At 64.1% G+C, this 13,483-nt stretch carries 11 protein-coding genes and 1 tRNA gene; 8 read left to right on the forward strand and 4 right to left on the reverse strand.

All coding sequences use genetic code 11. The annotated features are described in order from the left end of the window. Nucleotides 1-221: 221 nt before the first annotated feature. Nucleotides 222-911, reverse strand: coding sequence for a DUF1559 domain-containing protein (locus tag HPY44_12545; protein NSW56833.1), 690 nt, complete (start codon nucleotides 909-911; stop codon nucleotides 222-224). A 512-nt stretch (nucleotides 912-1,423) separates the two neighbouring features. Between HPY44_12545 and HPY44_12550 the strand changes: the two genes are divergently transcribed. From HPY44_12550 to HPY44_12570, 5 genes are all read left to right on the forward strand, one after another. Beyond that, entirely contained in the window at nucleotides 1,424-2,548 is a 1,125-nt protein-coding gene (locus tag HPY44_12550; GenBank protein NSW56834.1) for a hypothetical protein, read from the forward strand. Between the two features lie 49 nt (nucleotides 2,549-2,597). Next, nucleotides 2,598-4,643: a BatA domain-containing protein gene (locus tag HPY44_12555; GenBank protein ID NSW56835.1), complete on the forward strand. Its 2,046-nt coding sequence runs from the start codon at nucleotides 2,598-2,600 to the stop codon at nucleotides 4,641-4,643. Next, the gene (alr, locus tag HPY44_12560) at nucleotides 4,625-5,809 is read left to right on the forward strand and encodes an alanine racemase (protein ID NSW56836.1); all 1,185 of its coding nucleotides are present in this window, start codon (nucleotides 4,625-4,627) and stop codon (nucleotides 5,807-5,809) included. Before HPY44_12555 ends, alr begins: the two co-directional genes overlap by 19 nt. 180 nt (nucleotides 5,810-5,989) lie before the next feature. Beyond that, on the forward strand, nucleotides 5,990-6,943 hold the full coding sequence (gene selD, locus HPY44_12565; GenBank protein NSW56837.1) for a selenide, water dikinase SelD: 954 nt from the start codon (nucleotides 5,990-5,992) through the stop codon (nucleotides 6,941-6,943). A 104-nt stretch (nucleotides 6,944-7,047) separates the two neighbouring features. Then, nucleotides 7,048-7,145 (forward strand) — tRNA-Sec (locus tag HPY44_12570). A gap of 30 nt (nucleotides 7,146-7,175) precedes the next feature. On the opposite strand, the gene thiM is transcribed toward HPY44_12570, so the two are convergent. Both thiM and thiE read right to left on the reverse strand, forming a co-directional pair. Further along, nucleotides 7,176-7,991, reverse strand: coding sequence for a hydroxyethylthiazole kinase (gene thiM / locus HPY44_12575; protein NSW56838.1), 816 nt, complete (start codon nucleotides 7,989-7,991; stop codon nucleotides 7,176-7,178). 5 nt (nucleotides 7,992-7,996) lie between these two features. Then, nucleotides 7,997-8,674 (reverse strand): thiamine phosphate synthase, encoded by a 678-nt coding sequence (thiE, locus tag HPY44_12580; GenBank protein ID NSW56839.1) that lies wholly within the window; start codon nucleotides 8,672-8,674, stop codon nucleotides 7,997-7,999. A gap of 149 nt (nucleotides 8,675-8,823) precedes the next feature. Between thiE and purH the strand changes: the two genes are divergently transcribed. From purH to HPY44_12595, 3 genes are all read left to right on the forward strand, one after another. Continuing rightward, nucleotides 8,824-10,464, forward strand: a complete 1,641-nt coding sequence (purH, locus tag HPY44_12585; protein NSW56840.1) for a bifunctional phosphoribosylaminoimidazolecarboxamide formyltransferase/IMP cyclohydrolase — start codon at nucleotides 8,824-8,826, stop codon at nucleotides 10,462-10,464. Nucleotides 10,465-10,503: 39 nt separating this feature from the next. Further along, complete coding sequence (locus HPY44_12590) at nucleotides 10,504-10,767, forward strand: hypothetical protein (protein ID NSW56841.1); 264 nt, start codon at nucleotides 10,504-10,506, stop codon at nucleotides 10,765-10,767. Nucleotides 10,768-11,028: 261 nt separating this feature from the next. After that, entirely contained in the window at nucleotides 11,029-12,291 is a 1,263-nt protein-coding gene (locus HPY44_12595) for a serine hydroxymethyltransferase (protein ID NSW56842.1), read from the forward strand. An 85-nt stretch (nucleotides 12,292-12,376) separates the two neighbouring features. Here HPY44_12595 and HPY44_12600 read toward each other — a convergent pair whose 3' ends face one another. Beyond that, entirely contained in the window at nucleotides 12,377-13,375 is a 999-nt protein-coding gene (locus tag HPY44_12600; GenBank protein ID NSW56843.1) for a peptidyl-prolyl cis-trans isomerase, read from the reverse strand. Between the last annotated feature and the right edge of the window lie 108 nt (nucleotides 13,376-13,483).

The following is a 13,483-nucleotide window of genomic DNA, read 5'->3' on the forward strand; positions in this document are numbered from 1 at the left end:
AAGTCCGGCGCTTTCCCTGCTTGCTATGGACTCAGCTGGCCGAGGGTGTTGATAGCGCCGAACTCACCTGTTTTCGGGGAACGCAGCCAGGCCGAGGCTTGAGCCGGCTCGGCGCTCGGGGAAAACGCGACTGCGCTCAGGTCCACCTTGTGACGATGGCCCTGAGCGCAGTTTGAATGATGCCGTCCAGTCGCTGTCTCGCGACCCTGCTCTCGTCTAGTCTAGTCGTTCTCAATAGACCAGTTCCGGGCGGGCATGCCGTCCGGCTTGGACCACTTCACGTGCCCGTCATAGAACAGGAAGTTGGAGCCGTCGTTGTGGCGCAGGCTGGGCGCGAAACCGTCGTTCGCCCAGGGAACGGCCGCCGTGGGGCCAGGCCACGAGATATACCGCGGTCCGGGGCGGTTGCAGCTGTCGGATTCCTGCATGTTCACGGTCTCGGCCGGCAGCGGTATGTTGGCCTCCGGAATGCTCCAGGGCTGCATGTTGTGGCCGGCGCTGTTGTTGAAGTACCCAAGCTGGCGACCGTAGCTGTAGACCCGGATATTCCCCGGAGCCGTGCCTGCGTAACGGATCGTCACGGCCTGACTGGGGCACCAGAACACCTGCCAGTTCTTGATGTAGGGCATGGCCACTTCAGCGAAGGAGTACCACACGGTCACGGCAGCGGTGTTGTTCGGGTCCTGCAATGGAACTCCCGGGGGGCCAGTGTACCGGCACATGGGCGTCACATTGTCGTAGTCGGACATGTACATGGCGAAAGCGATGCCCATCTGCTTCATATTGCTCTGGCACGAAGCCTGACGGGCCTTCTCACGGGCTCTGGCGAAAACGGGGAAGAGAATGGCGGCCAGGATTGCAATGATTGCAATCACGACGAGCAACTCAATCAGCGTGAAACCCTTCCGCATGCGATCGCTCCTCCTGGTCATAAGGTGGCATTCCTTCGGCATTGGAATAATAAGGTCCTATGCAGTTGCTGTCAACCATGCTCATCCGGGGGGGTATCGGTTCTGGGAGATGTGTGCAGGCAGAGGCCCTGTTCGCGTTGGGCACGCCATTCGCCCTGAGCCCTTGCCCCACAGCCCCGAAGCGGGCGACGGGCCGTTACCCGCGCACCGCGTCCGGCCGCCCCTCAGGGATTCTTGGCCGACTCCTGGTGCCGGAATTCCCCGGCTTCCGCCGGGGGCTATAATAAGGAGGGCTAAATCCGGAGCCTGACAGCCCGCGGCACGGCGCCAACACCCCGGGCACCAGACGCAGGCCATACCCGAGGCCCGCGCGCATCCCACAACGCCGATGGTCGCGGAGTTTCATCGACAGACCGGTTGCCTCTGCCAGAGTTCGCAGGAATCTCGCGGGCACGGGCAGAATACACTCTGGACAACCTCACCTGGAGGACCAGTCCGGAGGTGTTCCCATCGTGAACCGTTGCCGGCGCCTTGTCTTGTGCGCGCTAATTCTGCTCATCGGCGCCAGCGCGCTCGCCCAGACTGACCGGCCGCGCAAGAAGATGATCGAGGCCCTCACCGCCATTGACGTCAGTGCGGGTGTAGAGGCCATCGAGTACCGCGCGAGTCTCCCCTGGATGATCTCACAAGTGCTTGTCTACAATGGCGTAAAGACCAACTATGCCGAATTCTGTGCGGTGAGCGGCTGGTCGGCGGAGTTCCATTACGACCATGACAAGGTATGGCTGGCGTACCTGTCGCTGGACAAGCTTCCGGCGGGTAGATGCTTCAACCGCGGCATCGAAAACTACGGCAAGCGCCTGACGCTCTTCTCGTGGCCCGAGGTGAGCGATGAGGAAGATCGGCTGCTCGCGGCCCGCGCGGCCTGGGAGTTCATCGTCACCAATATCGGCGCGGGAATCCCGGTCCTTACCGACTACATCGACGGCGGTGTGCTCTACGGGTACGACGAAACATTGGAGGACCCGGCGGTCTACTTCAACACGAATGGCCCTGGATTCGGCGCGATTCGCCGGTCGAAGTTCAATGAGATCTTCCTGAAGGAACTGCATGGGCTGGGAATCATCGAGGACGACGAGCCTGGCCCGGAGCCCAGAGCGCTCTTGGCGGGGACCCTGGCGAACCTGCTGATCCGGGCGTACGAGGCGGAAAGCGACGGCGCCCCCGCGGGCATTGCAGCCATGCAGAAGCTTGCCATTGACCTGCTGGACCCCACGACCACCTGGTCGCCCCAGGATTCCTGGCTGTGCTTCCCCCTCGGCGAGCAGACCGAGAACCGCCTGTGCACGGCTGTTTACCTGCGTCGCAACGCGTCTCTGCTGGGGCCGAAAGCCGAGCCTCACATTCTGGCGGCGGCGGACCGCTACGAAGAGGCATTCGAGGCCTGGCGCAAGCGTTGGGAAGCTTCGTGGCTGACCAACGGAGCGAAGGATGACCGGTCGTGTGCGGAGATGATCAACGACACCGGCCGGCGCGAAGCCATCGCCGGGCATGTATACCGGGCGCTCGGCGCTGAGTTGCTGGCGCTGTCGGAAGTCCAGAAGGCCATTGATGCCCTGGAAGCGACTGCGCCGTGAGATGCGCCATGTCTCATGAATCGCGGAAGTCGAAGGCGGCCGGGGGGACATGACCTTCCTGCACCCGGCGGCGCTGTGGGGGCTTCTGGCGGCAGGTGTGCCGCTGCTCATCCATCTCTGGGGCCGGCAGAGACCCCGGCGGGTCCCTTTCCCCTCACTGCGTCTACTGAAAGCGGGGGAACGCCGGCAGCGCAGCTTCTCGCGCATCCGCGACCTGCTTCTTCTCCTCCTGCGCATGCTCCTGATCTGGCTGGTCGCCCTGGCGCTGGCGGGGCCCACGGTTGAGACGCGGGCACACCACAGCTTCCCTGAGTCCGCGGCGAGCCCGACGCTGCTGCTGGATGTCTCAGCCAGCATGGGGTGCAAGGTGGGTGACGAGACGGCGCTCTCGCGGGGCATCCGAGCAGCAGAGATGATCTTGCACAGCCTGCCGGACGGACAGCAAGCCGAATTGCTGGTGCTCGGTGCGGAGCTCGAAGCGATCCAACCCGAGGGACTCCCGCGCGTCCGGGAGCGGCCGGTGCGGGCCGACGTGATGTGGTCCCTCCTCCGATCAGGCTCCGACCGCATCTGGGGCCCGGATGCGCAGGTCTTCATCATCACTGACCTGCAGGCGACGTCCTTCGGCCGCGCGCTACCCGAAGCATTGCCCCAGCCCCCCGTGATCGTGGACGTGGGGCATCCGCGGGCCGCCAACCGGTACTTCCGAACGGTGCGCACCGTAACCCCTTGTCCCCTGAGGGGCCGGCCGCTGGAACTGCGTGCGGAAATGGGGGAGTCTGGCAAGGGAGAGCTGGATGAACCCGGGCGGGTAACCGCATCCATAGCCGGGAACACAGTGCCTGGGCAGACGGCGATTTTCCGGCAGGGCCGAGCGAAGGTCAGTCTTCGCGCCACGCCGCAGGCTGGCGGACCCGCAGTCTGGGAGCTGGAACTCGACGGCGACTGCATGGATGCTGACAACACCTTCCGCCTGGTCGAACCCGTTCGGGAGCTGCTGGAGGTCGCCATCATCGCCGGTGAATCCGATGCCTCGCTGGCTGCGACGGCACTCAATCCCGGGGGGGAGGCGGAGACCCACATTCGGGTCCGGTCCCTGCGGTGGGGGCAAATTGCCGGCGAACTGCCGACGGCAGACGCATACATCGCCGCGGATGTGCCCGACGATTGGCGCGCCGGGTTGCTCGAAGATCTGCTGCGTCGCGGGAAAGGTGTTCTGCTTTTTGCGGGCACGACCGGTAACGTCTCGGCAGGGATGCTTAGCCGAATGATGGGAGCGGGAGTCAGCGTTGGTCGAACCGTCGCGGCGCCGAGGAACGAGCCGTGGACGCTGGCAGATGTCGAGACCCACCCCGGGCCACTGCAGCCCTTCGCGAACCCGAGGGCCGGCAATCTGGCGGCATTCAGCTTCAGCCGGCGCCGGGAGCTGACCGTGGACGCGCAGGCGCGGGTTCTGGCGTGGTTCTCGGACGGCAGCCCGGCGATTATCGGGTCGGCGGACCCAGGGCGCCGTTGCATCCTGCTGAACACAAGTGTTGACGATTCCTGGAACGACGCGCCTTTCCAGCCGGCATTCGTGCCTTTCATTCATCACCTGTGTTATCATCTTGCCGGACCGGTGATCCGGAACTGGCCTGACGGCTGGGCCGGCCAGGCATTGCGGATCGCTGTGCCCATCGGCTCCAGTGGCGAATGTGCCGTCACCGCGCCTGATGGTCAGGTCGTGACCCAGAGACCCCAGCGTGGCGGGTGGCAGTACACGCCGTCGATTCCGGGGGTGTATGAGGCCGCCTGGAACGAAGGCAGTCGCCGGGTGCGCCAGAAGTTTGCAGCCAACGTGCATCCGCTGGAATCCGACCTGTCTCGCATTTCTGTGACCGAACTGCGGCGCCGGCTGAAGGCTCCCGAAGCTCGGGTGATCCGGCTGGAGGAACTTGGCAACTACCTTTCCGGGAGGGCATCGCGCCGGGTGAACCTCGCTTTCCCGCTGCTCGCGCTCGCCCTGATCATGCTGGCCGCGGACACTCTCCTGAGCGCCCGGCCCTCCGGCAGTCTCGACGAGGAAGGACGAAACCCTTGCGTCATGCGCCTGTGACCTACGTTGCCGTGGATCTTGCGGCCATCCGCCACAATTTGCAGCAGGTCCGCGCAAGACTTTCGCCCGGCGCGATGCTCTGTGCGGTGGTGAAGGCCAACGCCTACGGCCACGGTACATCGGAGGTCGCCCGGTGCTGTGCGGATTCGGGCGCCCAGTGGCTCGCTGTAAGCAGCGTGGACGAGGGAGTGGCATTGCGGGAGGCAGGCATCGTCCTGCCGATTCTCGTTTTCCTGCCGCCAGCGCGGGACGAACTTGCGGCGCTGGTTGAGCACGACCTCACTGCCACCGTCACATCAACTGCGGGCGCGATGGCGCTCATGCGCGAAGCCGACCGGCAGGGCAAGACCGCGCGCGGCCACCTGTACGAGGACATGGGCCTGTCGCGCATGGGGCCCTCTGAGCCGGTCCTGGAAATCCTGGCGGCAACCGAGCCGTGGCCATCCCTGCGCATCGAAGGCCTTTACAGCCATTTCGGCCCACCTGGTTCCGGTGTGAGCGTGGACGAGGTGGAGTGGATGTGCGAGGGGGCAAGCCTGAAGCTGTACGCCTCTGCGCTGGCGGATTCCTGGCGCGAGATCACAGGCGAACGGCCCATCTTTCATGTGGCCGCGAGTTCCGTTTTCCTGGAGCACCCAGAGCACCATTTCCACATGGCGCGCATCGGGACGCTGCTTTACGGACAGCATCCGGGGCACATCCCGCCAGCGAAGCGCGACCTTGACCTGCGTGATACTTTCGAGCTGCGCAGCCGGATCGTGTCGGTCCACACCGTTCGCAAAGGCGCGAAGATCGGCTACGGCGGAGATTTCGTAGCCCCTCGCGAAATGCGGCTGGGGACAGTGCCCGTGGGCCTCACCCACGGCCTTGGCATGACCCCCGAATCCGTGGCAGAGACGCCTCGGGCCTGCGCCAAGGCATTTCTGCGCAGGCTTGCGGCAAAGTCAGGGCGCGAGTCCCTGCTGCCGCGGGTCGGCATCGGGGACAAGAGCGCGGCGCTGGTAGGGCGCATCTCTATGGACCAGTGCTGCGTGGACTTGACGGACCTGCCGGAAGTGGGTGTCGAGAGCGAGGTCGTGCTTCCGGTGCGCAGGACGGCGGTGCCGTCATCTGTTCCAAGAGTCTACACGGACGACCCGGCGGCGGCCCCCAAAGCGCCACGTTGACAGTCTCAGGAGCGCCACCTATACTCGGACTGCACAGTGCTGGCCTGCGGGCCGCAATCTCCGAAGCAGACGGGGAGTCTGGGCTGCTCAATGGCAGACCACGAGCGTGTCCGCCTCACCAAAATGGCCTCCGCGGCTGGGTGAGCGGCGAAACTTGAGCCAGAGGCGCTCTCGCAGGTCCTGCGAGGGTTAGAGCCCTTTGTTGACCCCAACCTCATTGTCGGCCTGGGTACCAGCGACGATGCGGCAGTGTATCGTATTGCCCCGAGTCAGGCGGTCATCGTCACCGTGGATTACTTCACACCGGTCCACGACGACCCGCACACTTTCGGCAGGATCGCCGCCGCCAACAGCCTCAGCGACGTCTACGCCATGGGCGGGAAACCCTTCCTCGCCATCAATGTGTGCGGCTTCCCGGCGTGCAGCATGCCGCTGGAACTCATGAACGAGGTGCTCCAGGGCGGCCGTGCCATTGCTGCGGAAGCGGGCATCGCGGTGGCAGGCGGACACACTATTGACAGCCCCGAGCCTTTCTACGGCATGTGCGTTCTGGGCATGGTCCATCCGGACCGGGTCATCACAAACAGCGCAGCGCGCGAAGGCGATGTGGTGATCCTCACCAAAGCACTGGGCACGGGTATCATCATGTCCGCGATGATGTTCGACGCCGCGACACAGGAGGCGGTTGAGCGTGCCGCCGCCTCGATGACCACGCTCAACCGGCGAGCCGCCGAAATCATGGTGGACTGCGGAGCCCATGCGGCCACGGATGTCACCGGTTTCGGCCTCGTGGGCCACGGGCACGAGATGGCAGAAGGCAGCGGATTGGAGATGCACGTGGAGCTGGGCGCCGTGCCCATGTTCGCCGATGCGCTGGAGTACGCAGGGCAGTGGATCGTGACCGGCGGCGGCCAGCGAAACCGGGAGTACTACGGCCAGTGGGTGGATTTCGGCCCGGCGAGTGACGAGCAGATCGCGGTGCTGTGCGACCCGCAGACATCGGGCGGGCTGCTGATCAGCCTGCCTCCCGACGCGGCACCGGGCGCGGTCCAACAGATGCAGGCGGAAGGACTGCCCGCGGCGATCATCGGGACCATGCGTCCGGGAGAAGCGGGACGAGTCGTCTTCCGCTGAACCCCTATGCGTAGGCCGGCCGACCCGGTCGGTGACTGCGGGCCGCGCCAAATCGTCTTCCGCTGAGCCCCAGAGTGTTGTATGATACAGGTGCCGCAAAGGTTGGGGGCGGATGGTGCCTGGTGGTGCTCGCGGGCTTCAAACCCGTTGCGGGGCATTGAGAGATGTCCTGGGTGAGTTCGATTCTCACACGCCCTCGCCAATGAACGATCTTCGTCCCGCCTGGTCTCCCCTACCCCAGTTCCACCACACGCGCGTTTTCGGACAGCATTTCCGGAGTCATGTTGTAGATAGCGTCATACAGGGCCGCTTTGAAAGACCCGGGGCCTTTGGCGTCTTTCGCCGCGATTTCCGCCGCATAGCCCAGATGCGCCAGAGCCCCTGCCGCAGCCAGGACGTGGTTGCTCTCAACCGCCGCGTAGGCCGCGACCATGGCGGTTGAACTGCAGCCGGTGCCGGTGAGGGTGGTCAGCCAGCGGTCTCCGTTGTCTACACCCAGGGCGCCTTTGCCGTCGGTGATCAGGTCCCGGGCGCCGGTCATGGCCACCGTTGCGCCCCAGGCGTTGGCCGCGAGTTTCGCCACAGCCAACGGATCGTCCAGGGTGCCGACGCTCTCCACTCCGCGCACTTCCCCACCCGCACCGATGAGGGCCGCGATTTCGCCCGGATTGCCACGCACGATGTCGGGGCCCACCTCGCGAATAATGAGCAGGTCCGTGTCGGTGCGATAGCTGGTTGCGCCTGCACCCACGGGGTCGAGCACCACGGGGATGCCCCGCAGTCTGGCATGTTTGCCCGCACTGATCATCGCGTCGATCCACGGGCGCTCCAGGGTGCCCGTATTGAGCACCAGCGCACCGGCAAGGCCCACCATCTCCTCCACCTCTTCGGGCGCGTGGGCCATGACCGGCAACGCACCTACCTGGAGGGTCACGTTAGCGGTATCATTCATCACCACAAAGTTTGTGATCTGGTGGACAAGCGGTTTGTGTTCACGAAGCCTGCGCAGGATGTCCCCCAACCGCATCTGAATGCTGTCCGAAGACATATCGCTTACTCCCTGCTTGTTTCGGCGAGGCTTGCCCGAACGATCTCCGCGAGTTTGCGGGCAGCCTGCTCGGGGTCGTGAGCGGCCATGATTGCCCGGACTACCGCCACACCGTCAGCGCCGGCCCGGATCACATCAGCCGCGTTTCCATGGTCGATGCCGCCGATTGCCACCACCGGGATGGGGGAATCCGCGTAGCGTTCGCGCAACCCCTCCGGGCCTATCGGCGGCCGTATGTCGCTTTTCGTCGGGGTGCCGAAGACCGCATTGGAGCCCACGTAATCGGCGCCGTCAGCCACGGCCTGCTCAAGTTCGGCGCGGTCATGGGCCGTCACGCCGAGTATCCTGTCCGGGCCGATAATCCGTCGGACCATTGCGGCGGGGATATCGTCCTGCCCAACGTGCACCCCGTCCGCACCCACTGCAAGAGCGACGTCCACACGGTCGTTGATAAGCAACGGAACTCCTGCCGGGCGCGTGACTGCCAGGCACTCCAGAGCCTCAGCCACGAAATCCCGGGCGCAGAGGTCCTTTTCGCGGATCTGCACCACCGTCACGCCGCCGGCAACGGCTGCCGCGACAACGTCAGCAAGTCTGCGGCCCGCAAGGAGGGCCCTGTCCGTGACAAGGTACACAGAGTAGTCCGCGCGATGAATGCTTTTGTCAGTCTGGTCTTTGGACATGGGGCCAATATACCACGGCTCGGCAGCCCGGCAAAGGCCTCGCCGCTGTTTTGACAACCTCTCGGCACAGGTCTATAATCGAATCGTTGTGGAGAGCCGACCCGTCCTCGAGGTGTCGGCCATTTTTTCCTGCCAGGGGAGCCGTACGTATGCGCAAGATTCAGCGTGCTCTCATCAGCGTAAGCGACAAGACGGGTGTTGTTGAGTTTGCCACCGCCCTCGTGGACCTGGGCGTGGAGATTTTGTCGACCGGCGGAACCCGACGGAAGCTCGAAGAGGCCGGGATTCCAGTCAAGGCGGTCGAGGACTACACGGGCTTCCCCGAGATCATGAACCACCGCGTGGTCACTCTGCACCCCCGGGTGCATGGTGGTCTGCTTGCCGTGCGCGATAACGCCGAGCACATGCGCGAGGCCGACGAACTGGGCATCCAGATGATCGACATGGTCGTGGTCAACCTGTATCCCTTCCAGGATACGGTGGCCAGGGAGGGCGTCACGCTGGATGAGGCGGTGGAGAACATCGACATCGGCGGGCCCGCCATGCTCCGTGCCTCTGCCAAGAACCACAAGTACGTCGCCGTGGTCTGCAAGGTGGAGTTCTATGATCAGATCCTCGCCGAGATGCGCGCCAATGACGGTTGCCTGAGCTTCGCGACCCGCCAGAAGCTGGCCCTGGAGGCCTTCGCGCACACCGGACAATACGACGCCGCAATTGTGAAGTACCTGTGCGAACAGACCAAAGAGGCGGACCAGAAGCTGCCGAAGTACTTCGCCCCGTGGTATGTGAAACAGGGCGGGGATCTGCGCTATGGCGAGAACCCTCACCAGGCCGGTGCGGCATACGCGCAGATCGGGGCCGCAGAGCCTGGCATCGCCCGGGCCGAGAAGCTCCTGGGCGAGAAGGAACTCTCCTTCAACAACTACCTGGACCTCACCGCTGCTCTCGAGTGCGTGCGGGAATTCGAGGAACCCACCGCCTGCGTGATCAAGCACCTGAACCCCTGCGGTCTCGCCAGTGCTGACACCATTGCCCAGGCCTTCCAGGATGCATGGTCCGGCGACCCGATCTCCGCTTTCGGAGGCATCTTCGGGTTCAACAGGCTGGTGGATGCGGAAGTTGCGGCAATGATCGGCAACAATGACTTTCTGCGCGAGGTGATTGAGCCGCGGTTCCGAGAGGAGAGCGGTGACACCGAAAGCTTCATCATCAGCGCCTTCCCCGAGTGCGTCATCGCGCCGGACTACACCGACGAGGCCCTGGAGATCCTGAAGCAGAAGAAGAACGTGCGGGTCATGCGGATGAAGGATTTTGCGCCTCCGGGGAGGTTCGCAGACTACGACGTGAAGAAGATACCCGGTGGTGCCGTGGTGCAGGAGCCTGACAGCCTCACGGTGTCGCGCGCAGACGTGAAGGTGGTCACGAAGCTGCAGCCTACCCTGGAGCAACTCGAAAGCCTGTTGTTCGCGGACAAGGTGGCCAAGCATGTGAAGAGCAACGCCATCGTGCTAGTCCAGGGGAAGCGGCTGGTGGGATGCGGGGCCGGTCAAATGAGCCGGATCGACTCATCTCTCATCGCCGCGCGCAAAGCGGGCAAGCGCGCCCAGGGCTCGTGCCTGGCTTCGGACGCCATGTTCCCCGCGGCAGACGGACTGGTATCCGCGGCGACAACGGGCGCGGTGGCAATCATCCAGCCGGGCGGTTCGGTGAAGGATGATGAAGTCATCCGCGCGGCTGACGAAGCGGGCGTCGTGATGGTTCTGTCGGGGATGCGTCACTTCTGGCATTGATGCGGGCACCCAGTTTGGCTCAGCTCGGAGCGGGATCCCGTGGCCGATGACCTCGAACTCACGGCATTTGAGAGGGAGCTGATCCGCAGGCTCCGCGCACTTTCGTTCGAGCAGAGACAGCGAATCTCTCGAGCGATACTGGGGCTGCAGCGTGAGCAAGGGGTCGTGCCCACGGACGATCGCGAGAAACCCGGACCCGGTAAGTCATCCGGGCCTTTGTGGAACATGGCGCCGGACGAGATTGCCGAGCTGCGGCGGTCACTGGCCGAGGCCGAAGAGGACCCACCCGACGAGAATGAGTAGAAGAACCCCCTGATCCAAGACAGCATCCCGGACCGGTGAACCAGGCCGGTCCCGCCAATTCTTTGACGGGGAGCGTGATCCGCGAAATGCCCCACCTCGGCCGCTGCAAGTGGGCAAGAGGCGGTTGCGGTACGCGCCCCGGTTCGGTGGCCCCGTAACACTATCCGCAGGCCACGCCACGGGAACCGGGGCACTGAAAACGCCAGGCCGTACCCGCCACGTCCGTGGCTCAACCTGCTTTCGGAGGAAGTCCGCACCATGATGGAGCGCAGTATTCTCGAGGCTGATTACGAACTCGCCCGCATCATGCAGGCCGAGCTTGAGCGCCAGCAGCGCACACTGATGATGATCCCGTCGGAGAACTACGCCAGCCGCGCAGTCATGGCCGCGTGCGGCTCGGTCCTCACCAACAAATACGCCGAGGGGTACCCCTTCAAGCGCTACTATAATGGCTGCGAGAATTACGACAAGATCGAGCAGCTCGCGATCGATCGCGCCAAGGCCATCTTCCGGGCCGAGCATGCCAATGTCCAGCCCCACACCGGCACCGCGGCGAATATGGCGGCCTACTGGGCGCTCCTGGAAAAGGGCGACCGGATACTTGCAATGAGCGTCCCGCAGGGCGGACACCTGACCCACGGCGACAAGGTGAACTTCAGCGGACAGAACTACGATTGCCACTTCTACGGTCTCGATCCCGACACCGACCAGCTCAACTATGACGCCATTGCCGAGGTGGCCCGTGAGGTTCGCCCGAAGCTGATCATCGCCGGGGCAAGCGCCTACCCGCGGATCATCGACTTCCGACGGTTCAAGGAGATCGCGGACGAGGTGGGCGCATTCCTGATGGCAGACATCGCCCATATCTGCGGCCTCGTCGCGGCTGAGTGCCACCCGGATCCGGTGCCGTATTGCGACGTGGTGACCTCCACTACCCACAAGACCCTGCGGGGGCCCCGCGGCGCCCTGGCGCTGTGCAAGGAGAAGTGGGCGAAAGCTCTGGACCGCGCGGTCTTCCCCGGCGTGCAGGCCGGCCCGCTCATGCACATCATCGCGGCAAAGGCTGTCGCTTTCCGAGAGGCCCAGGAGTTCGGGTTCCGCGAGTACCAGCGTCAGATCATCCGCAATGCGCAGGCTCTCGCGCGCACGCTGCAGGAGCATGATTTCGACCTGGTGACCGGCGGCACCGACAATCATCTGCTGCTGGTACGGCTCACCAACAAGAACATCAGCGGCAAGATCGCCGCGGATTTGCTTGAGACCGCCGGCATCGTGCTCAACAAGAACCTGGTGCCCAACGACCCCCTTGGGGCGCAGGAAACATCGGGCATTCGCCCTGGAACGCCCGCGATCACTACGCGCCAGATGAAGGAGCCGGAGATGAAGCTCATCGGCGACTGGATCGCACGTGTCATCCATGAAGGCCGCAACTCCGATGGCTCGCCCAACGAGACCGTACTCGCGCAGGTGCGCAAGGAAGTTGAGGAGCTCTGCGAAGCCTTCCCGATCTACCAGAGCCTCTGAAGCACCGCGCCGACAAGCGTCTGCGTAAGCCAAAGGGCCTGCTCCCACTGGGAGCAGGCCCTTTTGTTCACCGGGAACGGCCGAATCAGAGCTGACCGGGCATGGGTGGCGGCTTGAGGACCTCGATCCGCTTCTCGAATTCCTCACGCAACCTCTTGTCGCCAATGCGCACCTTTGCCGCCTTGCGGGCTTCGAGCAGCCACTGCCCCCGCATCAGCTGGGTCTTCTCGTGGATCAGACGCTGGCGAATCTGGTCCCTGACCTCCTCAAGGGTCAGAGGCCCGGCGGGCTTGCGATCCAGCACCTGCAGGATCACCCAACCATCAGGCACCTGGATGATGTCGCTGATTGCGTTTGGCGTGAGCTTGAAGGCCACGTCGGTAATGGCTTCCGCGTAGTCGTCCTTTTCGAAGTACCCCATGTCACCGCCCTCAGCGGCGGTTGCGGCATCCTCTGACAGGCTCTTCGCCAGACCCGCGAAATCGGCTTCAGGGTCTTTCAGCACCTCAGCGACAGCCTCAGCGCTGCCGCGGTCGGTGAACAGCATCATCCGTGCGTGCACCCGGGGTCCGCGCTCGAACTCCGAGACGTTCTCGTAGTAGTATTGACTGATTTCGTTGTCCGTGACCTTGACTTCCTCACGGGCGATGCGGTCCAGGAGTACGTCTGTCTCGACGCTGTGCGCGTAGGCATCCATCGGGATGCCGGTCTCGTCCAGGCGGGTCTTGAGGTCGGCCATCGATCCCACCCGGGCAGCTGCTCGCTCAACGGCCAGCCGCCGATCTTCCTCCGTGAGCTTGATGCCGCGCTTTGCCGCTTCCTGTCGAATGATGGCCTCATCCACCAGGTCCATCAGCACCACCGGCCCCTGGCGCTCTTCGAGTTCCCGCAGAAGCTCACCGTAGGTAATGTCCTGGCCGTTGACTGTGGCCACGACCCTTCCCCGATCTATATCATCGCCACACGATGCCATGCCCAGGGGCGTAAGCGCCAGGATGAGCATGAGGACCGCGGAGGCGGCCCGGCGCAGAAGGGGAACGAAGAAACATGTGAAGCTTGAGACGATTCCAGACCATTGCGTCATGCAGCACCACATCGAAAGACCCCTGGTCCAGACAGCTCGAAGGCTGGCGAATAGGGAAATGATGCCGGGGAAACCCGGTACTTTTGTCCGGCTATTCGACACAAGATG

It is taken from the genome of Armatimonadota bacterium, assembly GCA_013314775.1.
Classification (GTDB): Bacteria; Armatimonadota; Zipacnadia; order Zipacnadales; family JABUFB01; genus JABUFB01.